Below are 24287 nucleotides of genomic sequence, written 5' to 3' on the forward strand. Positions count from 1 at the left end.
AACGACTCAAGAAGCGTTCTGCACAACATTTGCAGCATTCTTTACAAAGTGACAGCGCAAGTACTCAACTCATTGATTACGTTAGTTCTCGAAACCAACCGAGTCGCACCCAGCACGCGCAAACGAATGCGTCTTTTGAACGCATCCCCGCGTCTCCCGAACCATCGCCTTTTAACTTGTCGCAAGCCGTCGGTGTTCCGCGCCGGCCGCTTCGCGCATGGAGGCGTTGCGTCAGCAACCCGGAGAGTGAAAGTGCAAGTGAAACGTTTGGGGATCAAGGGGACGGCCGCTCTGTTGGCCGCAGTAGTCATGTTTGGGCAGGCAGCCATCGCCCAGGAAGCCGCCGGAGACAAGGTTGACCTGCAGGCGCTCGCCGCCATCAAGGCCGAGGCCTTCGACCACTCGCAGGTTATGGAGAACCTCTTCTATATGTCTGAGGTCTACGGCCCGCGCGTGAACAACAGCCGCAACCACCGCGCCGCCGCCGAATGGGCCATGAAGCAGATGAAGGAGTGGGGTCTCCAGAACGTCCACCTCGAAAAGTGGCCCTTCGGCTACGGCTGGCAGATCAAAAAGTATTACGGCGCCATGGAATCTCCCGCCTATGCCGCCATCCAGGGTTTCCCGCTCGCATGGACCCCCGGCACCAACGGCCAGATCACCGCCGAGCCCATCTGGGCGCCCATCCACTCCAAGGAAGATTTCGCCAAATACCACGGCAAACTGAAGGGCAAGATCGTCCTTATGTTTGACCCGGCCGTCCTCACGCTGCACACCCGCGCTGACGCGCAGCCCTCGCCCACCGACGAAGAGATCCTCGCCCGCGCCAGCAATCCGCGCGGCGGCTTCGGTCCTGGCGGCCGCGGAGCCGCAGGCCCTCCCAATCCCTTGACCGACCGTGACCCCAGCGGCCGCGGCCGTCCTGGGGAAGGCGCGTGGACCTACACGCCCACCTCGCTCGCCCTCGCCAGCTCCAAGAACTCCGCCCTCCGCGCCGAGGTCAACGCCTACATGAAGGCAGAGGGCGCCGCAGTCGTCCTCACCCCCGGCTACAACGGCGACGGTGGCACCATCTTCGGCACCTACGGCGGCAATGAAGATCCCAAGGCGCCCGTCCCGCCGCCCATCGTCGCCATCGCGGCCGAGCAGTACAACCGCATCGTCCGCCTGCTGCAGCACAACATCACACCCAAGCTCACCTTCGATATCCAGGTCGAGTACCAGAAGGAAGACACCGACGCGTTCAACGTCATCGGCGAAATCCCCGGCACCACCAAGAAGGATGAGGTCGTCATGCTCGGCGGCCACTTCGACAGCTGGCAGGGTGGCACCGGCGCCACCGACAACGGCACTGGATCCGCCGTCGCCATGGAAGCCGTCCGCATCCTCGCCACGTTGAAGAAGCCAATGGCCCGCACCGTCCGCGTCGCTCTCTGGGGCGGCGAAGAAGAAGGCGTCTACGGTTCCACCGCCTACGTGCAGCAGCACTTTGCGCCACGCACCACCATGGTCAAAACACCCGAGTACGACAAGCTCGACGTCTACTTCAATGACGACGGCGGCTCCGGCCGCTTCCGTGGCGTCTCCGCCGGCGGCAGCAAGCAGATGGGCGACATCTTCAAGTCGTGGATCGAACCCATTAAGGACCAGCACATCGTCGCCGTCAGCGGCACGGAATACCGCCCCACGCCCAGCCCCGGCGGGACAGACTCCACGGCCTTCTCGTGGATCGGTCTGAACGGCATCGGCTTCATGCAGGATCCGTTGGAGTACGGCACACGCACCCACCACTCCAACGCCGACACCTACGACCGCGTCCAGAAGCCGGACGTCCAGCAGGGTTCCATGATCGAAGCCTGGTTTGCCTACAACGCAGCCACCCGCCCCGACATGCTTCCACGCATCCCAACCCCCGCGCCCGATCCAAACGCGAAGGGCCACGAATAACCCATCGCAACAGAACAACAGGAAAGGGTGAGGCTTGGGCCTCACCCCTTTTTATGCCTTCAAACAGTCATCCATCTTCAGGGGACTGATTCGTTTGCCTAACGAAGCACCGCAAGCTGTGCACATGGCCGCAAACTCTTTCCCAGAGTAGGACATTTTGCCTAATACGTTGCAACAGCCCGTCCCGAACGCAAAAGTAGCTCTTGCGCCCGAGTTTTGAGCGATATATTGTGTGGTCATTACAAACCTTTAAAAGTTCAGCCGTTTCGGGGCAGATCCGTAAGCTTGACGACCAGCTTGTGGGGATCGCGGTCTACCTGTATCTGCGGGGACGCCGCGTCGTACCTGAAATAGGCCGACAGGAGCACCACATGTTTCTTTCGAGGCCCAAAAGACTTTCACTCGCGGCGACCGCGGTCCTGATCGGATCGACTGTCGCCGGAGCGCAGACGTTCCGCGGAACGCTCTCTGGAACGGTCACCGACCCGACTGGTGCTGCGATCTCCAACGCAACCGTACAGCTTACTAACCCAGCGACAAACGAAACTCTCTCCAGCAAGAGCAACGGCGCTGGTGACTTCAGCTTCCCGGAACTCTCAGTCGGCAAGTACAGGCTGCTCGTGAGCGCACCTGGCTTCTCCGCAAAAAACCTGGATAACGTCGCAATCGAAATCTCCAAGGTGAACCACCAGCAGATCGCGCTGTCGGTCGGCTCGGAATCCACGGTAGTCGACGTGCAGGCTGCCGGAGTTACGCTGGACACGACAAACAGCTCGCTCGTTGCGGTTGTCGACTCGAAGTCCGTGCAGGAGATTCCCCTTAACGGCCGTAACTTCACCCAGATGACGAAGCTGTCTGCGGGCGTCGGCGCCTACAGTAACACCGTCAACGGCTCGCGTACCGCTGGTGTGAACTTCCAGATTGATGGCGCGGACAACAACGACCCCTGGTCGAATGCCGTTGCTTCTAACCAAGGCGGCATCGCCGGAGTCGCAGGTGGCCTCATCCCGATCGAAGCCATCGACCAGTTCTCCATGCAGATGGCGGGCGAAGCGGACATGGGTCGCAACGGCGGCGCAAACAGCAACATGGTGATCAAGAGCGGCACCAACAAGATCCACGGCGACGTCTTCTATTACGACCGTAACGAATACTTCGCGTGGCTTAGCCCGTCAGTCGCGGAAGGCAGCCGCATCCCCCAGATCCGAAATCACCAGGGTGGCTTCACCCTTGGTGGCCCCATCATCAAGGACAGGACCTTCCTCTTCCTTGCCGGCGAAATTCAGATCGCCAACGCGAACAACAGCCTTTCCGACACGGTTCTAAACAATGATTGGATCACCGCTGGCACGCGCTTGCTGCAGGCACACGGCGTAGCGGTTAACCCCGTATCGACAAACCTCTACACTCTGCTCTTCCCAGCGGCCAGCCGCACCTCCACTGGCTTCTCTAACCAGTACGTCTCCAACGGCAGAAACACCTATAGCAGCTACAACGGACTCATCAAGTTGGACCATAACTTCAGCGATAAGTACACGCTCTCGCTGCGTTATCTGGGCACGACCGGCGCACAGTCGGCGGACGTAGGTTCGCACTTTGACGACTACTTCCAGTCCGCGCCCATGCACATTCATAACTTCTCGATCGTGCAGAACAGCACCTTCTCGAGCAAGCTTGTGAATCAGATCACCTTTGCCGCGGCGTCCTTCTACCAGAACTTTAACGATCGAAATCAGAGCTTCGATGTCCAGGCGGTTGGCCTGAATCTTGGTCTCTCGGGAGTTTTGGCAAAGGGCGCTCCGCAGATTAAGGTTGGATCGTTTGATTACACGGGTGCGACTGCACCCCTTGGCCGTCAGGACGTAACCGGCCACGTAACGGATCAGTTGCACTATCAACTGGGCCGTCACGACATCAAGCTGGGCGGAGAATATCGCCGCGCCAACCTGAATGTCTTCTACTACGTCAACGGTCGCGGCACCTTCACCTTTGACGGTTCGCGCGGTGGTGGCAAGTTGAGCGGCGGCGCCATCGTTCCGTACACCGACGCAGAATGCGCTACGGCCAACATCGCCACGTCGCTCTGCGCAACAGCCAAGCAGGTTGCTGACTATCTCGCCGGAACCACCAGCACCTCGGCAGGCGCGCAGATTCTGCGCAACAACCCGCAGCGCGTCTACATCGTCAACACGATTGACGCGTACGCCGCGGATAACTTCAAAATCTCCAACCGCCTCACGCTCAACTACGGTCTTCGTTGGAGCTACCCCGGCACAGTTAGTGATGATCGCAACTCCATCTATAACTTCACGCCGCAGCGCGGTTACTTCAAGTCCCCGATCTACTCGCGCAACCTCAGCAACTTTGCACCGCGCTTCGGCTTTGCCTGGACGCCGTTCAAGGATTCGAGCGCAACGGTCGTACGTGGAGCCTTCGGTTGGTTCTTCGATCAGCCCACGGTCGGTCAGTTCGTTTACAACAGCGTGGGGAACGGCGCCAGCGCCGGCATCTTCGGTAGCCCGGGAGATGCCAATGCAGCGATCAACGTATCGAGTGCTTCCTATACCTTCGGGACTTCTACATTTCCCTCTGGCGTAGCCTTCGGTGCCAACGGTCAGCCGACGACACAGCTCGGTATCCTTGCCGTCAATCCCAACTACCGCGCTGCGTACATGCAGAACTACAACCTCAACGTGGAGCAGCAGCTCGCCAAGAACACCTTGGTGACCTTTGCCTACGTCGGCAGTGTCGGGCGTCGCCTGGCGTATGTGGCGGACATCAACCAGATCGCCGTGTCGCCAATCGCAGCCAATCGGGTACGCCCGCTTGCTGCACAATACCCCTACCTGACAGCGGTCAACCAGGTAAACAGTGGCGCTACCTCCAACTACAACTCGTTCCAGGTATCGCTTAAGCAGGCCTCATATCACGGCCTCTCGGCAACCGTGTACTACACCTGGGCCAAGTCGCTTGACACTGCGTCGAGCACCACAACCCCGATGAACAGCCTCAACCTGCGTCAGGATTACGGCCCGTCGACCTTCGACGTGCGCAACACCCTGACCGGCTTTGCAAGCTACGCCCTGCCGAAGTTCACCAGCTTTGCACCGCGCCTCACGCAGGGCTATCAGGTCAATGCTCTCTATACCTTCGCTGGCGGCACCCCCATCAACATCCTCGTGGGTACCAATACCAGTGGTTCCGGTGAAGCGAGCCGCGATCGTCCGAACCGTGTCGACGGTGTCATGCCGTACGTCCCACGCGTCACCACTGCCACCTCTTCAACGCGTACCTACTCGTACATGACGAAGGCTGCGTGGAGCACGCCCGCCACCGGTACCTTCGGCAACGAGCGTCGCGACAGCGTCCGCGGACCCGGCTTCGGCGACGTCGATCTGTCCCTCTTCAAGCGCACACCGATCACGGAGCGAATCAGCACGGAACTTCGCGCTGAAATCTTCAACATTGCCAACCAGGCAAACTTTGCCAACCCGAGCGGCACGCTCAGCAGCTCGTCCTTCGGCATCCTGTCTGCAACGCGTAACTCGTCCTCTGCTCCTGGCCTTGGACCGGGTGAACCACGCAACATGCAGTTCGCCTTCAAGGTCAGCTTCTAACCTGGAAGTCGTTCTCAAACCGATTGGCCCGCTGTCGTCTGCACTCATCTGCAGGGTGCAGCGGGCCTTTCTCTGTCGCAGTACAAAGTTCGTCTGAAAGTGAGTCTCACCGTGATTCGTTTTGCCAGCAAGCTCTCGGCGGTCGCATGCGCGGCTGCATTGGCTCTCGGAACCGCAGCACACGCGCAGAATGGTGGCGACCCCATCGATCTCGTCGCGCTCAACGCCATCAAAAACCAGGCCTTCCAGCACTCGCAGGTTATGGAGAACCTCTACTACCTCAGCGAGGTCTACGGCCCGCGCGTGAACAACAGTCGCAACCACCGCGCCGCCGCCGACTGGGCTATGAAGCAGATGAAGGAGTGGGGTCTGCAGAATGTCCACCTCGAAAGCTGGGGACCCTTCGGCTACGGCTGGCAGATCAAGAAGTACTACGGCTCGCTCGATAACCCCTCATACGCCGCACTCATCGGCTTCCCGCTCGCATGGACGCCCGGAACCAACGGCCCTGTCACGTCGGAAGCAGTCTTCGCGCCGCTCCACACCGAAGCCGATTTCGCCAAGTACAAGGGCAAACTCAAGGGCAAGATCGTCCTCTTCTTTGAGCCGCGCACCCTCACGCTCCACACCGAAGCAGAAGCCCATCGTCTGACCGAAGCCGAGGTGGAAGCACGCGCACAGACGCAGGATCCCTCACGCTCCGGCTTCGGCGGCGCACCAAACGCAGCCGCACCGCGCCCCGGCGACATCACACCCTCCACCTTCTCCACCGCAGCCGCCAGCGGCCAGGTTCTGCGCAACAAGATCAACACCTTCTTCAAGGAGGAAGGTGTCCTCGTAGCTGTTACACCCGGCTACAACGGCGACGGCGGCACCGTCTTCGGCTCGTACGGTGGCTCGCAGAACCCCAGCGATCCCGTCGGCCCGCCCATGGTCGCCATCACGCCCGAGCAGTACAACCGCGTCGTGCGTCTGCTCGATCACGGCGAAAAGCCAAAGCTCACCTTTGACATCCAGGTCGAGTACCAGAGGGACGACCAGAACGGCTTCAACGTCATCGGCGAAATCCCCGGCACCACCAAGCCCGAGGAAGTTGTGATGGTTGGCGGCCACTTCGATAGCTGGCAGGGCGGCACCGGCGCTACAGACAACGGCACCGGATCCTCCGTCGCCATGGAAGCCGTACGCATCCTCGCAACACTCAAGAAGCCGATGGCACGCACCGTCCGCGTCGCACTCTGGGGCGGTGAAGAAGAAGGCCTCTACGGCTCACTCGCCTACGTGCAGAAGCGCTTCGCGCCGCGCACCACCATGGTCAAAACACCCGAGTACGACAAGCTCGACGTCTACTTCAACGACGACAACGGCAGCGGCCGCTTCCGGGGTGTCTCCGCCCTCGGCAACGACCAGCTCGCCGCCATCTTCCGCTCCTGGATCGCCCCCATCAAGGACCTGCAGATCACCACCGTCACCGGCGTCACTGCCGGTCCAACCACCGCACCCGGCGGTACCGACTCCACATCCTTCTCATGGATCGGCCTCAACGGTGTCGGCTTCATGCAGGACCCGCTCGAGTACGGCACCCGCACCCACCACAGCAACATGGATCTCTACGACCGCGTACAGAAGGGTGACGTGATGCAGGGCTCCATGATCGAAGCCTGGTTCGCCTACAACGCGGCCACCCGGCCCGACATGCTCCCACGCCTCGAAACACCAGCACCCGATCCCAAAGCAAAGGGCTTCTAACCATCACGCAACATCAAGGGAACAGGGTGGGGCTTCGGCCTCACCCTCTCTAATTCCGCTAGACATGTACACCATAGGTCCAGCGACCAGAACCATAAATGGAACAATTCCCGAGATTAAATCTCTCCACCTACATCAACCGTTGATCGGATGAAATACACGGCAATATCGCGAAAAAACGTATTTGCGCGCTTATGTCTGCTAAAGCGAATATCTCCTATGCGGTCCGCTGGGCCGGTGGAGTTCTCCCATGAAAACCCTTGGGTTCAAACCGGCTCCACTCCCAACGGACGAAGCGCGGCGGCTTGCGATACTGCACGAGTATTGCGTCATGGATACGCCGCCAGAGCCCGCCTTCGATCACCTTGTAAACCTGGCCGCTGCGCTCTTCCACGTACCCATCGCCCTGATCACGCTCATCGATGAGCACAAACAGTTTTTCAAGTCCGCCTACGGTACTCCCTACACTGAAAGCCCCCGGTCAACAGCGTTCTGCTCCTTCACTATCCTCAGCAACAACCCACTCATCGTTCTTGACGCGACGAAAGACAAGCGTTTCCGTAATAACCCGTCCGTCCTCGCCGGTCCGCAGGTCCGTTTCTATGCAGGCTGCCCGCTCATCGGCAGAGAGGGAGCAGCGCTCGGCAGCTTCTGCATCGTTGACGTCCACCCACGCGACACCTTTACACCGCAGCAGATCGACCAGTTGCGCCGCTTCGCCGATCTCGCAACCCACGCACTCGATGAGCGACTCTTCCCCATTCGCATCTCCAGCGCGGAGAACTCACTCAAGGAAGCGAACACCCGCTACCAGCTCGCCACACAAGCCACCACCGAAGGCATCTGGGATTGGGACTGCGCCACCGGCACCATCTTCCAGTCGGCCCGTCTCCGCTCCCTTATAGGTGAGCAGCCAGTTGACGGCACCGTCGCCCTGTCGGACTGGGTCGACCGCATCTATCCCATGGACCGTCCCGCGGCTAACGTGAACCTCTCGCAGCTTCTCAACGGCAAAGTCGACCATTACGAGATCGAGTACCGCATCGCGCACACCGACGGCACCTGGCGCTGGATGCACAATCGCGGCATCGCCGTCCGCGACAACACCGGCAACCTTCTCCGCGTCGTGGGTGCCCTCGGAGACATCACCGCCCGCAAATTCATCGACCCGCTCACCGGTCTCCACGCGCGCGCATCCCTGCTTCACACGCTCGATCAGAGGTTTGCCACCGCAGGCGCATTTGAAGACGGCAGCTTCTCACTCCTCCTCATCGACCTCGACTCCTTCAAGCGCGTCAACGTAAGCCTCGGCCGCACCGGCGGCGACCTCCTTCTGGTCGAATGCGCAGGCAGACTCAACGCCCTCGCCAGCGATATCCCAGGAGCACTAATCGCGCGCCTCGCCGGCGACGAGTTCGCCATACTCCTCAATCACAGTGAAGGCGAAGAAGAGGCCGTCGCACTCGCCCGTCGCATCATCGCCGCACTGGAAGACCCCTTCGAGATCGAGGGCCACAACGTCAGCACCTCTGCAAAGATCGGCATCGCCGTCTCACATCCCTCCTGCAACCGCGCGGGACTCTTCCTGCAGCGCGCTGAGGTCGCACGCCACACCTCCAAGGAATCCAGCGAACATCGCATCGCCGTCTTCTCCGCCAGCATGCACGAGCAGTACATGCGCCGCATCTCTCTCGCCTCGGACCTCCGCGAAGCCCTCGCAGAGGAGGCGCTCACACTCCATTACCAGCCGAAGTTTGATCTCGCCAGCAACACCCTCATCGGCTTCGAAGCGCTCGCCCGCTGGAACCACGAAACCCTCGGCCCTATCTCGCCCACTGAGTTCGTACCCATCGCCGAAGAGTGCGACCTCATCCAGCAACTCGGCCGATGGACGCTCCACAAAGCCATCCAGCAACTCTCTGACTGGCGCGCCGCCGGCCTCATCTCGCCGGAAACCTCCATGGCCGTCAATCTCTCGGCCCGCCAGTTCTCTGATCCCGACCTGCTCAGCAACCTCAAGAGAAAACTTAAGCGGCACAACCTGCCCGCACACTGCCTCGAACTCGAAGTCACCGAAGGCATGCTCATCCGCGACGGCAACCAGGCCGCCCTCATCCTCGAAAGCCTCAAGACCATCGGCATCGGCCTCGATCTCGACGACTTCGGCACCGGCTACTCCTCCATGACCTACCTGCAGAAGTTTCCCTTCGACTCCCTCAAGATCGACCGGTGCTTCGTCATGAACATGCATGAAGACGCAGGCAGCGCAGCCATCGTTCGCTCCATCATCGCCCTCGGCCACGCGCTCAACCTCTCCCTCGTCGCAGAGGGCATTGAGAACAACACGCAACTCAGCATGTTGCGAGAGATGGGCTGCGACAGCGGCCAGGGCTACTTCCTCTCCCACCCCCTAAGCCCCATCGCCATGGGCGACTTCCTCTCCAACACCCGGGCCAGCATTACCCCGCAATAGCGCCCGCCCCCGGCTTCAGACAGCACCCGCAAACCAACGCCGCCGCAACCAGAACGCCACATTCACCAGCGCAATCAGCGCCGGCACCTCGATCAGCGGACCCACCACCCCGACAAATGCCTCGCCCGAGTTCAACCCAAACACCGCCACTGCCACCGCAATCGCCAGCTCAAAGTTGTTTCCGGCAGCCGTGAACGAAAGCGTCGCAGACTGCGCATAGTCCGCGCCCAGCTTCTTGCCCATCCAGAAACTCACGAGGAACATGATCAGGAAGTAGATCACCAACGGCAGTGCAATCCGCACCACATCCAGCGGCAACCGAACAATCAGGTCGCCCTTCAGCGAAAACATCACCAGGATCGTGAACAGCAGCGCCACCAGCGTCAGGGGACTGATCCGAGGAATAAATCGCAGCCGATACCACGCCTCGCCCTTCGCCCGAATCAGCACGTATCGCGTCACAAATCCCGCGGCAAACGGTACGCCCAGGTACAGCCCCACACTCTTCGCAATCTCTGCAATGCCAATCGGCACCACGCTGCCCGCCAGCCCAAACCACCGCGGCAGCACTGTCAAAAACGCCCAGGCGTACAAGCTATAAAACAACACCTGGAACACGCTGTTGATTGCCACCAGCCCGGCGACATAATCCGTATCGCCCTCCGCCAGCTCATTCCACACCAGCACCATCGCAATGCACCGCGCGATGCCGATCAGGATCAGCCCGCGCATATAGGCCGGCTCTCCCCGCAGAAAGATCAGCGCCAGCGCAAACATCAGCACCGGCCCAATCACCCAGTTCTGCACCAGCGAAAGCCCCAGGATCCGCTTGTTCCGAAACACCTCGCCCAGCTTCTCGTACCGCACCTTCGCCAGCGGCGGAAACATCATCACGATCAGGCCAATTGCAATCGGAATGTTTGTCGTTCCCGTCTGAAACCGATTCACAAACGCAGCCGACCCCGGCACAAAGTGTCCAATGGCCACGCCAATCGCCATCGCCAGAAAGATCCAGAGCGTCAGAAAGCGATCCAGAAACGACAGTTGTTTCCGCGCCGCCGGAGCACACACGCGTCCCTGCGTAACCGGCGTCATCGCGCCACCTCACAGCACGACTCGCCAACCGCTACCGGCAGTGGCGCACCATCCAGCGCATACCGCGCAGGAGAGCAGCACGCCTTCGCCAACCGCGTCCGATCCGCCAGCATCGCCTTATCGTCCTTCAACATCTCCAGCGTCTGTCGCAGCACCTGCGCCGCACCCGCATGCGGCGGCATCTCGATGCGGTAGTGCATCCACTTACCCTCGCGCCGCGCCGACACAATCCCCGCATTGCGCAGATACGCCAAATGCCGCGAGATCTTTGGCTGCGGCCCACCCAGAATCTCCACGAAGTAGCAGACACAGACCTCCTGCTCGCCCATCAGGTTCAGCAACCTGAGACGTGTCGTATCGCCAAGCGCCTGGAAGAACTGCGGCAGATCAAACTGTTTCGTGCGTGCCATGGATTTATGTATACGCCTTGACGTATGTGTAGGCAAGGAATACATTCGCCTCAGCAGATACGTTGGAGGCAACAAATGCCAGAGATCCTCGATTCCGTTCGGTCCAAATACGGCGCAGTTGCCGAGAGCACGCTCACCAACAACGACGCCGGCGTCCAGGCCGTCGCAGAGGCCTTCGGCTACTCCGCGGAAGAGCTCACTTCCATCCCAGCCGCAGCCAACATGGGCCTCTCCTGTGGCAACCCCACGGCAACCGCCCACCTGAGAGCGGGTGAGGTCGTCGTGGACCTCGGCTCCGGCGGCGGCCTCGACGTCTTCCTCGCCGCGAAACTCGTCGGCCCCACCGGCCGCGCCATCGGCATCGACATGACACCCGCCATGATCGACCGGGCCCGCACCAACGCCTCGTCTGGCGGCTACACCAATGTGGAGTTCCACCAGTCCACCATCGACCGCATCCCGCTGCCCGACGCCTCCGTCGACTGCGTCATCTCCAACTGCGTCCTCAACCTCGCGCCCGATAAGCCGGCCGTCTTCCGTGAGATCGCCCGCGTCCTCAAACCCGGCGGCCGCCTCGCCGTCAGCGACATCGCACTCAAATCCGAACTGCCCGCAGCCGTCGCCCAAAGCATGGCTGCCTACGTTGGCTGCATCGCCGGCGCCATCCTCATCGACGACTACCGCGCAGGCCTGCTCGCCGCCGGCTTCCAGCACGTCCAGATCGTCGACAGTGGCGCCGACCTCAACGCCTACGCCAAGGTCGAAAACCAGTCCGGCTGCTGCTCCCCCGCCATGGCAGGCGAATCCTGCTGCACGCCCGCAACGCCCATCGGAATCAGTGGCATCACCAAAACGGAAGAGCCCACACTCCACGCAGAACTAACCGACCTCTTGAGCCAGTACAACGTCAACGCAGCCGCCGCCAGCGTCAAGGTCTACGCCATCAAACCCCAGTCCGCCGAAACTACAACGACAAAGCTATGCTGCGCCCCTGGCTGCTGCGACTGATCCCGATGCAACTGGGTCCGATTCCGTGAGCGATCCCGCTGCCTCGGACCCAGCACCCCGGCACGTCCAGCACTGCCATCCCGCCACACAAATTGAGTGACCAATTCGAGGCCGTGAACGGGCAGGACAGCGTGGCGTGCTGGTCTTGACGGACAAGACAGGGTGCGCGTTGAACGCAACAGGCAAGAAAGCAAGGAAGGGAAATCCCATGTTCAAAGTAATCTTCGCCTGCGTCCACAACGCAGGCCGCTCCCAGATGGCAGCCGCCTTCTTCAATCAGCTCGCCGACCCGCAAAAGGCCCAGGCCATCTCGGCAGGCACGCAGCCAGGCGAACGGGTCCACCCTGAGGTGCAGGCCATCATGCAGGAGATAGGCATGGACCTGAGCCACGCCAAACCCCAGAAACTAACCGAAGCCCTCGCCCGCGAAGCCCAACTCCTCATCACCATGGGCTGCGGCGATCAATGCCCCTACATCCCCGGCCTACGCAGAGAAGACTGGCCCCTCCAGGACCCCAAAGGCCTCTCAGCAGAACAAGTCCGCACCATCCGCGACGACATAAAAACCCGCGTCCAGGAACTCCTCAGCCGGGAAGTTCTTGCGTAACAGTGTTCGAATGCCAGCTTGACAGTGTCCCCATCTAGGAGCGGTTAGCGTCGATGTCGCAAACGCTTTTGAAACATCCATCCGCAGTGCAGCGGTAAGGTAGTCAATGTCAGCGCTTAAAGCGCTTCTCATCCCGAAGTCCCGCTGCGTCACCAGTACGGTCCTGTCCGCGAATCATGTGGCACTCGCTGCAAAGGAATCGCACGCCGCCTGGCTCGTCAGTCCTCACCGATCCCCGAGTCGTCATGAACAGCCTTCAACTGTTCCGCCAGCATGGAACTCAGCAGAGCCTTCATAGCAGTCAAATCGATGACGCCATTATTCCAAGCTAAGTCAGCGGCTTCCAGCGCCTTGTAGTAGGGCGTCTTGTTCTCTGCGATTTGGTCAGGAATCGTGCGGTGGCCGGGCAGCACGTAGCCAAGCTTGGTGCAGAGAATCATGTAGGCAGCCGCGCGAGACGTCCGACCATTTCCATCGGTAAACGGATGGATCCAGTTAAGTTTCCACATCACGTACGAGGCTAGGTGGAGAGGGCTTTTCTCTTTCCACTTCTCGTTCACGTAGTCGCATAACTCTTCGATGAACTCAGGCACCATGTGCGCCGGTGGCGGCTGGTGTTTGCTGCCGCCGATCTCAATCGCAGACGGTCGGAAGTTCCCCGCGTAACTGGAGATTCCCTCCAGCGCAGCCCTGTGCAGGTGCAACATATGGGATGGGCGGAAGCGGAACGGCTGTCGCGCAGGTAGAACGAAGGTCTCTACCATCTCGACCACGGTCGAGAACTGGCGAAGGACATTGAAGGCTTCTTGTCGTGCGAGGTCGTCCGGGTCGCTAATCAGTTCGGCTTCACGAGCCTTGCTGTGGCGAATCGGGTCGGTCATCAGCGGGTTCGGAGTTCCGCTTTCAAAATCTCATCCTGCTCAGCGACCATCTCTCGCGTAATGCGGTCATTCTCGATCTTCGCGTTGCCGTAGGCAAAGCTGCGCCGTTGCGCCTCCCGCTCCTCGGAACTGAAGGGCCGGGTACGCGCTGCGTCGATGAGTGCTTGGAGTTGTGGGGACATATTCATTTGCTCCGACGAAAGCGTAGCATCACCCACTCCGCAAATCTACCGTGGTCCGACGAAGGTGGGTACATCTAGATGCATTTCAAAGGCGGAAAAGACCGTCCGAGAAGCCACCTACACAGCGCGTACGGCAACGTTCGGGCAGTGGCATCGGACACCCATATCCCGCTCTTGCAACTCCGCCAGGTTCTCATGCTGGGCTGCGCGCTCTTCCGCGGTGCGGGAAAGGTCTGCCAGACGTAGGCGGGTGTCGGTATCTTCAAACGTCTGCACCGCCTCCAGCACCTCTTGCGCCGTTGCCTTGAAGTGGTCGGCAATAATGCGGTTGGCGTAAACGAACGACTTGCAGGCTTCCACGTCGAGCACAGGCATCGTCAGTCTCCTCTCGCGCCGAAGTTTGAACTTACGCGCAAACCCTGCCTCCCGCAACCCCCTATCGCCCTAGGAGATCGACCGACCGTCCTCTCCGCCGCCGCGCGTCGACGAAGCATTCGGGACCCGATCTGGCCGTTCGAGAGACACCAATCCACGGCCGCCAGGCAGCGGCGGATATCCTGTCAAGCCCCCGCAGGACCTAAATGACACATTACAAACGACATCAAGTTGGCGGGTAATTTCCGCCGGGTCACTACAATAGAAAGAGAAGCCCAGGGACATACTCCGGGCGACGCTCGGGCCCGTAGAGCTAACTCCTTTAGAATCTAATTTTTGCCTGTAACCCCTTTCGAATCTGATTTTTAGCGATACCCCGCAGGCTAAGTCCTTTCGAATCTGATTTTTGCGAAAAAGAGGGGGGAGGGGTACCCCCCCTCCCCCTCGCGTCAGATCTCGAACAGGGATCTACTTCACAGCACTGCGATATTTCTCCGCAAGCGGCTTGTCCGCCAGAGCCTTGATGAACAGCCCACCGACAACGCTGCGCGCCTGGAAGCCGCTCTGTTTGCCGGTCTTCGTGTCGTACCAATCGGTCATGGGCACGCGGCTCGTCGTCTCGTTCGCCCACTTGTACAGCGGATCGACCAGCGCGTTAAAGGTGGCGGGGTCGTCCGCCAGCGTCGCCGTCCAAAGCTCCCAGTCCAGCTTCGTGTAGTCCTTGCGACTGTCCAGCGGCAGGCCGTAGACGTTCAGCTTGGTCTTATAGAAAGCCAGCTCGCTTTCGCGGACGGACTTCGGGAACAGGTCGTAGCCCAGCAGCTTGTCCCACACCAGGTTGTACTTCTGGCTCCACGTGTTCGGACTGTCGAAGGCCAGCTTGTAATGGTCGCCCTCGCGATCCATCTCCATCCACTTCTTCGCGTACTCGTGCGCGTCCGCGTTGTACTTCTTCGCGTCCGCATCGTGATGTAGCAGGCGGCTCAGGTCCGCATAAGCAGCCAGCGCGTCAATCGCCTTCAGTGACAGGTTCGCGTTGTGCGTCACATGACCCGCAAAATCGTCGGTCGTCAGCTGCTTCTCCGGATCGAGACCGTGCGCGTGAAGATACTGAGCCCACTGCGTAAGCTGCGGCCAGTACTTCTCTGCCAGCTTCACACCGTCGCCGTTCGGCTCCAGCCGAGCCAGCGCGTCCACCAGCAGGATCATGTTGCCGCTCTCTTCTACCGGCATCTGATCGTCCTCGGTCTTCTCGCCACCGCCATAATCCTGGCCATTCGCCAGCGGATAACGACCAAGGTCGTGCGGTGCGAACGGGAACCGCCAGCGGTTCGGCAAGGCAGCGTACTCCAGGATCGGCAGCACCTGCGCATGCAGCAGTCGCGGGTTGAAGAACAGGAAGATCGGCGCGCTCGGATAGAAGACGTCCACCGTCGCCGTATCGCCGTTGGAGAAGTTCTCCTTGGAAAACAGCAGTGGCTGTCCATCGGTATCGGCGATCAGCTTGTGCGCCGCGATCGACTGCCGGTAAGCCAGCGTGCAAAGCCACGCATAGTGCTCGCCCGCCGTCTTCGTCATGTCCGCGATCAACTGCTTGTCGAAGGAGTCGCCGCGCGCGTCCAGCTTCTCGTAGTCGCGCAGAGCCTCTTCCAGCATCTCGCTGACAGGCTTGCCGTCACGCTGCCACCACGGCCGCAGCCGCCGGTTCAGCACCTCCATGCTAAAGGTGTCCGTGTAGCTGATCAGTACGAACTTCGACACAGGCTGCGTACCAACGCTGCCGAACGGAACGCTGACTGCCATCTCCGTCCTCGCCTTGGTGTTCGGCGCGGGACCATCGATGTCGTCCGCCGGGGCGAGCATGCCGTCCTTGGCAAACGCCTGCGCAGTCCGTCCGCTCAGCGCAGTCTTGGCAACCGCAGCGTTCGGCACCGCAATGTGGAAGTAGCCCCAGTCGATCTTCAGGTCGTCGCCCGAGCGGTTCAGCACGTTCTGGCTCTGCGTCCCGACCGACAGCACGGTCAGGTTTCCCGTCTGCTGCCGCGAGTACGTCACCGGCTGTCCGGAGAAGCTCGTAGCCATCTCGTCATTGGCATTCAGGAAGGCAGAGACCTGGTGAGGCTGGCCATCCGTACTGTGCGCCGTCCACGTCAGATACGTCACCGGCCGCGACAGCAGGTCCAGATCGTTCAGAAACGCTGGCGTGAAGAATGTCAGGTCCACCGCAACGCCACCGCCCGCAAAGTGGTAACGCGTGTGCGTCGGCGTCAGTTCGCTGCCAGTCTGCTCCATCGCAGGCACGTCACGTGGGTTGTTGCCCATGATGCGGAAGGACTTACCGTCCACACGCACCAGGCTGTCCAGCGGCTGTGGGTGTCCGGTCCAGTGCTTCGTCGGCTCCGCAGTCAACGTATCTGCAAAGCTCCATACGGAGAAGTAAGGATCGTGCGCGATCAGCGGTGTTGCCGGCGGCCGGCGGTCTGCCTGCCCGTAGGCCAGCGAGGAGAACAACAGCGCAAACGGCAACGCACACTTCAGCAAACGCATAGAAAGCTCCTTCAGGTTCCTGAGAAGCATAGCAACGCGAGTGCAGCGCAGGGAAAGCCGGGGTGTGAAGAGTGATTCACAAAGCCGGTAATCCTTGACACCCCGCCCTGATTCCGCGACGATATTGGACTAGCACCCCTTTGTCTGTTTGCCGGCTGGTGTTTTCTGTCGCCCCGCTGGCGGCTGTTCCGTGCCGCGCAAATCCCGAATATCTGGTGCCATCAATTTGTCCGTTGGGCCGGTACGTACTTCCGCCTGCGCCGCGAGACAACAAGAGCAAGGAAGTTCCCAGTGCACGCAGTGTTTGCCCTCTTCTTCTTACAGGCCGGTGGATTCGGCAATCTTGGTCTGTTATTGCCTGTGCTGCTCGTCGGCATGGTGCTGCTGACAGCCATTCCAAACCAGCGCAAGCAGAAGAAGTGGAACGCGATGTTGGCCAGCCTGAAGTCCGGCGACCGCGTCGTCACCACCGGCGGCCTGCGCGGCACCATCCTGAACCTGAAGGACGACGCCGTCATCGTGCGTACCCTGCCCGACGGCGTCAAGCTGGAAGTTCTGAAGAGCGCCATCGCGTCCGTAACCACGGAGGACGACGAGACGGAGAAGTAGTCGTCGAGCGCCCGGCTCTGCTCCGCCGTGACCTTCGATCGTCATGAACGGGTACCCTGAGCCGCGGCGCGCACGAGCCTCCGATCTTTGTTGAGAGAGACATGCAGAAGAATCTGAACGGCAAGATCATCGCCATCATCGCCATCCTCCTGGTCTTCCTGTACGGGATCTTTGGTATTCCCCACGGCTCCCTGAAGCAGACGCTGACCGACCGCATTCACCTCGGTCTCGATCTGCGCGGCGGCACTCACCTTGTGCTGCAGGTGCACACCGCGGAGGCAGTCGCGGCCAATAGCGACAACGACCTGGTCCGTGCGCAGGCTGCTGTTGCCAAGGTCGCCTCGAACGCCAAGGCCACCAAGCCAGACGCATCGCAGCCCGTCATCGTCATCAGCGGCGTCTCTTCCGCAGAGATGCAGGCCGTCAAGTCTGCGCTCAGCGGTACCGAGTACAGCGCCTACGACATCAGTTCCACCGCCGACGGCTACAAGATGTCGATGAAGCTGGCGGAGATCAAAGATCTGCGCGAGCGCACGCTCGACACCTCGATCGAGACCATCCGCAGCCGAGTCGACTCGCTGGGCGTGGCCGAGCCGGTCATCCAGAAGTACGGCCTCGGTGAAGATCAGATCCTCGTCGAGCTGCCCGGCATCGACAATCCCGACCGCGTCCGCGACGTAATCCAGTCGACCGCACGCCTCGAGATCCACGAAGTTGAGGGCGGACCGTACACCAGCCTGCAGGACGCACAGACAGCCATGCAGCCGGATGCCATCCTGGTGCAGGGCGGCAACACGGCCGAGGCGCAGGACTACTACGCACTCAAGCGCATCGCCATCGTGCAGGGCCCGGACTTCCGTGACGCACGCGCCTCGCAGGATGAAGCAGGCCGCCCGGACGTCTCGTTCAGCCTCACCACCGGCGCCGGCGACCGCTTCTACCAGTACACCAGCACCTCCATCGGCAAGTCGATGGCGATCGTGCTCGACAACCGTGTGAAGGAAGTCGCCACCATCAACGGCGCCATCCGCGACCAGGGACAGATCAGCGGCGGCGGCTTCAACAAGCAGACCGCTGCAGACCTTTCCTTGATGTTGCGCACGGGCTCGCTGCCCGCATCCATCACCTTCCTTGAGACGCACTCCGTCGGACCCTCGCTCGGCGCGGCAAGCATTCGTCAGGGCATCATCGCTTCCGTCGTCGGTATGTTCGCCGTCATGATCTTCATGCTGGTCTACTACCGCGGCGCAGGCATCAACGCAGATCTCGCGCTGATCCTCAACCTGGTCATCTTGCTCGGCTTCATGGGCTTCACCGGTTCCACGCTCACGCTGCCCGGCATCGCCGGCGTCATCCTGACCATCGGTATGGGCGTCGATTCCAACGTGCTGATCTTCGAGCGTATTCGCGAAGAGATCCACGCGGGCAAGCCTGCCAGCGCAGCCGTGAAGAATGGCTTCGAGCATGCCTGGACGACCATCCTCGACACGCACGTCACCACCATCGTGTCGGCGTTGATCCTGTTCTTTGTTGGTACGGGCCCGGTGCGTGGCTTCGCGGTCACACTGATGTTCGGTCTGCTTGCCAACCTGTTTACCGCGGTGTTCGTCTCGCGCGTGATCTTTGACAGCGTGCTCAACCGCAAGACGCGCGGCGAAGCACTGTCGATCTAAGTTCGAAGGCCGCCGACCATCGCGCGGCCCATGAGGTTCAAAGACGTGGAACTGTTTCGCGACGTAAAAATCGACTGGCTCAGCAAGAAGTGGTTCTTTCTTGGCTTCAGCCTTATCTTCTCCGTGGCCGGCGTGCTCAGCATGCTCTTCTGGCACCACGTTCCCGTGGGCATCGACTTCAAGGGCGGCACGCAGGTGCGCGTCTCCTTCCCGACGCCGCCCAACGAAGACCACCTGCGCCAGGCAATGGACCGTGCCAACATCCACGATGCCAGCATCCAGCGCCTCAGCGGTGGCTCCACCGGCAACGAGGCGGTCATCACCCTGCCGCAGTCCAATGACAGCAACGCGGACTCCGCGCGTACTGCCGTCGTCGGCGCCCTCGCCAGCAACTATCACGACTCGTCCTACAAGATCGAAGACGCATACACAGTCGGTCCCACGGCAGGCAAGCAGCTGACGCGCCAGGCCGGTTGGGCCGTGCTGTGGTCGCTCGCCGGCATGCTCGTCTACCTGTGGTTCCGGTTTGAGTTCATCTATGGTGCCGCCGCCGTCATCGCCGTTTTCCATGACACGCTCATCACCATCGGCTTCTTCTCGCTCTTCAACATCGAGATCACATTGACCGTCGTCGCCGCCATCCTCACGCTGGTGGGTTACTCCATGAACGACACCATCGTCGTCTTCGACCGCATCCGCGAGAACTTGCAACTGATGCGTCGCGCGTCGCTGGCCGAGATCGTTAACCGCAGCATCAACGACACGTTGAGCCGAACCGTCATTGCGTCGGGCCTCACCTTCCTCACCGTGCTCGCACTCTTCATCTTCGGCGGAGAGGTGCTTCACGCGTTCTCGTTCGCGCTCGTCGTCGGCATCCTCATCGGTACGTACTCGTCCATCGCCGTCGCCGCACCCATGCTCGTCGCCTACCAGGATTGGCGCGCCAGCAAGGGCAAGAGCACGCAGCTCACCGCGGGTCGCAAGGCGACCATCTAGCGTCGCAACAAACACCAGCAAGGGACACCTCCGGGTGTCCCTTTTGCTTTGCCTCAAACAGACAACGCCACGCTAGACTCCTCAACAGAGAACCCCAGGTGCAAATGCTGCTGCGTCCCATCCACGCCCTCGCGCTGCTGCTCTCCGCGCTCCCGCTGTCCGCGCAGACGCTCACGTTCACACACGTGAACGTCATCGACACCGTCACGGGCAACATCGCGACGGACAGGACGGTCGTCGTCAACGGCAACCGCATCGCGAAGATCGCTCCCAGCAGAAAGCTGTCACACCCAACCGGCCGCATCATCGACGCGCGCGGAAAGTACCTGATCCCTGGCCTGTGGGACATGCACACGCACGTCTACTACGGCAAAACCGCCGCGCAAGGCACAGACCTCATCCTTCCGCTCTTCATCGCCAACGGCGTCACCGGCATCCGCGACATGGGCAGCGATCTCGACAAGATCGTGCAAGCCCGCAACGAGGCCGCGGCACACCGCCTCACCGCGCCGCGCCTGTGGGTCTCCGGCCCCATGCTCAACGGCCCCGGCGAAACCTACGCGGGATCCATCGCCACCACCAACGCCACGGACGCAGTGAAGGTCGTTGACACCCTCCTCCGGCACGGTGCCGACTTCATCAAGATCCAGTCCGACATGCCGCGCGACGCTTACTTCGCCGCGGTCACCGAAACGAAGCGCCTGGGCAAGACCTTCGTCGGTCACGTCCCCGACGCAGTCAGCGCATCGGAGTCCGTCGCCGCAGGCCAGCTCAGCTTTGAGCACCTCATCGGCATCTTCGAAGCCAGCTCGCCCGACGAACCGACCTACCTGAAGAGCTCCTACGCCAAGGGCACCAAGAAGCCCGGCATGTTCCTCGCCACCTACGACGCTGCTCGCGAAGCAGCCATCATCCGACAGCTTGCCGATCACCACGTCTGGCAGTGCCCCACGCTCTTCTGGGAAAGCGGCCAGTGGCTTGCCGATGAAGTGCACTACGCCGACGATCCTGACCTCGCCTACGCCCCGGCATCCTGGACCACAGCATGGCCAGGCTTCGCGAAGACGCTCGCCCACACCATGGACACCGACCCCGCACCAGTCCGCGAGCAGTTCGTCACGCACGAGCTGGGAATCGTTCGCAGGCTCCACGCCGCCGGCGTTCCCTTCCTCGCCGGCACAGACACGCCCGCTGGCATCGATCTCATCCCCGGCGCCAGCCTCCACCGCGAACTGGAACGCTTCGTAGACGCAGGCTTCACGCCGCTGCAGGTGCTGCAAACAGCTACGCTCAACCCGGCCGTCTTCCTCAATCGCCGCGCCGATCTCGGCACCGTCGAGCAGGGCAAACTCGCCGACCTGCTTCTCCTCGAGGCAAACCCACTCGTCGACATCCGCAATACAAGAAAGATCGCTGCCGTCGTAGCAGACGGACAGTTCTACGGCACCGCAGAGCTCGCGTCTCTGCGCGAGCAGCTAAAGACATGGGCAGCTCACAAGTAAGCAAGCCGCAGCAGGAAAGAGCACCATGCAACACGCCGCATCGACATCGCTGTACCAGGTAAGGCGCGCCCGCGAAGAGGACATACGCTGGGCCGCAGCGCTTGGTCAACGCGTCTACCAGGGGCTCGACGTCATCCCGGAAGCCACCATGCTCGGCTGGTTCCACGGCAATCCCAACGGCTTCTTCACCTTCTGGCATGGCGAACAGCGCATCGGCAACTTCGACATCCTGCCGCTCCGTCCGGCAGTCATGCAGCTCTTCGTCAGCGGCAATCTTCTCGAGAAAGACATCCGGCCTGAGGATCTCATTCCTGCCGCCGAGTCTCACGCCATCCGCGATCTGCACTGGGAGAGCATCGTCGTCGACCCCGCATTCCTCGGCGCACGCAGACCCATGACCAGGCTCTTCGAGCAGACATTCCTCACCACCCTCGCGCACCTCTGCCCAATCGATCAAGTCGGAAACATCTACGCCATCGCTGCGTCAGATCCGGGCGAACGCCTTCTGCGTCGCACCGGACTCTCAAAGATTGCAGAAGCCGCAACACGCCTCGACGGTCACCCGCTGTTCCGCGGCAATGTAGCAAGCTATCGCGAGGCCCAGACACAATTACCAGCACCCGCAAGCTACGGAAACGCAGCCGCAAGCTGAGTCTCCACCGCCATAGGAACACGAACAAAACACATCTCTGACCAGGCGCGTTATTTGCCTTTAGTAAGCGCTAACCTCGCTGCATTTGCCAGATGTAAGTTCATCGCGATACTATTTGCCTCTCGTCAAGCTCATCGGTTCGACGTACCCTCCGTCGGTCGTTCGGTGCTCCGAGAAACTTCTTAGAAATTATCTTTCTACCGCCGGGAACAAATTAGAAACACGCGGTGTCTACAGTCGCAGCTTTACCTCTCGCAGATTGGGGTTGCATATGTTTGAAGATTCGTTGGTAGAGTCCTCCGGAAAGTTGAAGTCGAAGTCGACCCGTTACATGTGGCTTACGGGCGCCTTCAACCTCGCTATCGTCGCGGTGATGATTCTGATCCCGCTGCTCTATCCGGACGCGTTGCCGAAGACGGCCATGACGGCCATGCTCTCCGCACCGCCGCCGCCCCCACCGCCTCCGCCTCCGCCGCCACCGGCGCAGATCGTTAAGGTGGTCAAGGCTGTGGCCGTGATGGATGCATTCACCGCTCCAACCAAGATCCCGAAAAAGATCGACATGACCCATGAAGATCCGCCACCGCCGGCTAACGTCGCAGGTGTTGCTGGAGCTGGCATGGGAGCCTCCGGCGGTTCGGCCGGCGGCATCATGGGCGGTCTCGGTCTCGGTGCTGCACCCGCTCCGGTGGTGAAGGCTGCTCCGCCCAAGCCCACGGGCCCGGCGAAGATCTCCAGCGGCGTTATGGCTGGTCAGGTCATCACCAAGACGCAGCCGGTTTACCCGCCGATTGCAAAGGCTGCTCACGTCTCAGGTTCGGTGATCCTGCACGCGATCATCTCCAAGAACGGTTCGGTTGAACAGTTGTCGGTGGTCTCCGGTCCGGAAATGCTTCGCGCCAACGCCATCGCCGCTGTGCAGACCTGGAAGTACAAGCCTTATATGTTGAACGGCGAGCCGACGGAAGTCGACACGACCATCACCGTAAACTTCTCCTTCGGCGGTTAATGACCGCAGGGACGTAAGCGGCCCCCACACCGTAACGTCTCAAGGGAAATGCTTCGATTCGCAGGGCCTTGCTTTCTATCAGGCCGGACCCTGCACACCTTCTTCTACGCACCAACAACTCAGGAGGACTGATTCTCGTGATTCTCGCTCACGCAGCAGCAAGCTTCGCTCATGTACCCGCCACCCTTGGCATGTTCTTTCAGGAAGAGGGCGGCGCTGCCTCCTCCGGCTTCTCAGTTCTGGGCATGCTCAAGAACATGGGTTGGATCGATCTCGTCGTCGTCGGTATCCTCTTCATCATGTCGATCTGGTCGCTCGCGGTCATGATCGATCGCGCACTCTACTTCTCGGCAGCCCGCAAGCAGTCCCGCGAGTTCGCTCCGAAGGTCGCAGGCGCTCTGAAGGATGGCCGTCTCGACGAAGCAATCAAGGTTGCAGATCGTTCGAAGAAGTCGCACCTCGCTGAGGTTGTTACCGCTGGCCTGCAGGAGTTCCGCTCCTACGGTTCGGGTGGCGCTATCTCCGACGAGCAGATCGAGTCCTCCAAGCGCGCTCTTGAGCGTTCGGAAGCCATCGTTCACGCCAAGCTGAAGCGCGGCCTGGGTTCGCTCGCAACCATCGGTTCGACCGCTCCCTTCATCGGCCTCTTCGGTACGGTTATCGGTATTCTTCACGCCTTCCAGCAGATCGCAACGCAGAAGACCTCAGGTATCGGCGCAGTTGCCGGCGGTATCTCGGAAGCTCTGGTTACGACCGCATTCGGTCTGCTCGTCGCCATCCCCGCCGTTATGTGCTTCAACTACTTCACGAACAAGGTTGAATCCTTCGACGTGGAGATGGACAACAGCTCGTCGGAGCTCGTCGACTACTTCATCAAGCAGTCGCAGCGCTAAACGGAAGCGGACTCGACGCGAGAAACGAAGAGGCCTGCAGGGGCTGGAAACAGTCCCCGCAG

19 protein-coding genes are annotated in these 24287 nt (G+C 60.9%); 13 read left to right on the plus strand and 6 right to left on the minus strand.

Annotated features, from left to right (window positions below):
* The first annotated feature begins 309 nt into the window (after positions 1-309).
* The 4 genes from TERRO_RS00215 to TERRO_RS00230 all read left to right on the plus strand — a co-directional run bounded on the left by TERRO_RS00215 (position 310) and on the right by TERRO_RS00230 (position 9786).
* Entirely contained in the window at positions 310-1947 is a 1638-nt protein-coding gene (locus tag TERRO_RS00215; protein WP_052313432.1) for a M28 family peptidase, read from the plus strand.
* Positions 1948-2318: 371 nt separating this feature from the next.
* The gene (locus TERRO_RS00220) at positions 2319-5564 is read left to right on the plus strand and encodes a TonB-dependent receptor (protein WP_014783967.1); all 3246 of its coding nucleotides are present in this window, start codon (positions 2319-2321) and stop codon (positions 5562-5564) included.
* A 111-nt stretch (positions 5565-5675) separates the two neighbouring features.
* Positions 5676-7313 carry a M28 family peptidase gene (locus TERRO_RS00225; RefSeq protein ID WP_014783968.1) on the plus strand — a complete coding sequence of 546 codons (1638 nt, stop codon included), beginning with the start codon at positions 5676-5678 and terminating at the stop codon, positions 7311-7313.
* 250 nt (positions 7314-7563) lie between these two features.
* The gene (locus TERRO_RS00230) at positions 7564-9786 is read left to right on the plus strand and encodes a sensor domain-containing phosphodiesterase (RefSeq protein WP_014783969.1); all 2223 of its coding nucleotides are present in this window, start codon (positions 7564-7566) and stop codon (positions 9784-9786) included.
* 15 nt (positions 9787-9801) lie between these two features.
* Here TERRO_RS00230 and arsB read toward each other — a convergent pair whose 3' ends face one another.
* Positions 9802-10881 (minus strand): ACR3 family arsenite efflux transporter, encoded by a 1080-nt coding sequence (gene arsB, locus TERRO_RS00235; RefSeq protein ID WP_014783970.1) that lies wholly within the window; start codon positions 10879-10881, stop codon positions 9802-9804.
* Positions 10878-11291, minus strand: a complete 414-nt coding sequence (locus tag TERRO_RS00240) for an ArsR/SmtB family transcription factor (RefSeq protein WP_014783971.1) — start codon at positions 11289-11291, stop codon at positions 10878-10880. The genes arsB and TERRO_RS00240 overlap by 4 nt, the downstream gene beginning before the upstream one ends.
* A gap of 75 nt (positions 11292-11366) precedes the next feature.
* Here TERRO_RS00240 and arsM point away from each other — a divergent pair, with 75 nt between their 5' ends.
* Positions 11367-12299 carry an arsenite methyltransferase gene (arsM, locus tag TERRO_RS00245; RefSeq protein ID WP_014783972.1) on the plus strand — a complete coding sequence of 311 codons (933 nt, stop codon included), beginning with the start codon at positions 11367-11369 and terminating at the stop codon, positions 12297-12299.
* Positions 12300-12507: 208 nt separating this feature from the next.
* Positions 12508-12906: an arsenate-mycothiol transferase ArsC gene (locus TERRO_RS00250; RefSeq protein ID WP_041592374.1), complete on the plus strand. Its 399-nt coding sequence runs from the start codon at positions 12508-12510 to the stop codon at positions 12904-12906.
* Positions 12907-13124: 218 nt separating this feature from the next.
* On the opposite strand, the gene TERRO_RS00255 is transcribed toward TERRO_RS00250, so the two are convergent.
* From TERRO_RS00255 to TERRO_RS00270, 4 genes are all read right to left on the minus strand, one after another.
* The gene (locus TERRO_RS00255) at positions 13125-13787 is read right to left on the minus strand and encodes a Fic family protein (RefSeq protein ID WP_014783974.1); all 663 of its coding nucleotides are present in this window, start codon (positions 13785-13787) and stop codon (positions 13125-13127) included.
* Positions 13787-13969, minus strand: a complete 183-nt coding sequence (locus TERRO_RS00260) for a hypothetical protein (protein ID WP_014783975.1) — start codon at positions 13967-13969, stop codon at positions 13787-13789. Before TERRO_RS00260 ends, TERRO_RS00255 begins: the two co-directional genes overlap by 1 nt.
* 117 nt (positions 13970-14086) lie before the next feature.
* On the minus strand, positions 14087-14344 hold the full coding sequence (locus TERRO_RS00265; RefSeq protein WP_014783976.1) for a hypothetical protein: 258 nt from the start codon (positions 14342-14344) through the stop codon (positions 14087-14089).
* Between the two features lie 468 nt (positions 14345-14812).
* Positions 14813-16891 (minus strand): glutaminase family protein, encoded by a 2079-nt coding sequence (locus tag TERRO_RS00270; protein ID WP_014783977.1) that lies wholly within the window; start codon positions 16889-16891, stop codon positions 14813-14815.
* A 291-nt stretch (positions 16892-17182) separates the two neighbouring features.
* On the opposite strand from TERRO_RS00270, the gene yajC reads away from it, so the two are divergent.
* The 7 genes from yajC (at position 17183) to TERRO_RS00305 (ending at position 24225) form a co-directional block, all read left to right on the plus strand.
* Positions 17183-17500 carry a preprotein translocase subunit YajC gene (gene yajC / locus TERRO_RS00275; protein ID WP_014783978.1) on the plus strand — a complete coding sequence of 106 codons (318 nt, stop codon included), beginning with the start codon at positions 17183-17185 and terminating at the stop codon, positions 17498-17500.
* A 101-nt stretch (positions 17501-17601) separates the two neighbouring features.
* Entirely contained in the window at positions 17602-19173 is a 1572-nt protein-coding gene (gene secD / locus TERRO_RS00280; RefSeq protein WP_014783979.1) for a protein translocase subunit SecD, read from the plus strand.
* A gap of 45 nt (positions 19174-19218) precedes the next feature.
* A complete protein-coding gene (secF, locus tag TERRO_RS00285) occupies positions 19219-20169 on the plus strand; it encodes a protein translocase subunit SecF (RefSeq protein ID WP_041592786.1) in 951 nt (316 codons plus the stop codon).
* Between the two features lie 104 nt (positions 20170-20273).
* Positions 20274-21671, plus strand: a complete 1398-nt coding sequence (locus tag TERRO_RS00290; protein ID WP_014783981.1) for an amidohydrolase family protein — start codon at positions 20274-20276, stop codon at positions 21669-21671.
* A gap of 25 nt (positions 21672-21696) precedes the next feature.
* Positions 21697-22323, plus strand: a complete 627-nt coding sequence (locus TERRO_RS00295; protein ID WP_014783982.1) for a hypothetical protein — start codon at positions 21697-21699, stop codon at positions 22321-22323.
* Between the two features lie 271 nt (positions 22324-22594).
* A complete protein-coding gene (locus tag TERRO_RS00300) occupies positions 22595-23332 on the plus strand; it encodes an energy transducer TonB (protein WP_014783983.1) in 738 nt (245 codons plus the stop codon).
* 137 nt (positions 23333-23469) lie between these two features.
* A complete protein-coding gene (locus tag TERRO_RS00305) occupies positions 23470-24225 on the plus strand; it encodes a MotA/TolQ/ExbB proton channel family protein (protein WP_014783984.1) in 756 nt (251 codons plus the stop codon).
* Positions 24226-24287 lie beyond the last annotated feature (62 nt).

The sequence above is a fragment of the Terriglobus roseus DSM 18391 genome (assembly GCF_000265425.1).
Lineage (GTDB): Bacteria > Acidobacteriota > Terriglobia > Terriglobales > Acidobacteriaceae > Terriglobus > Terriglobus roseus.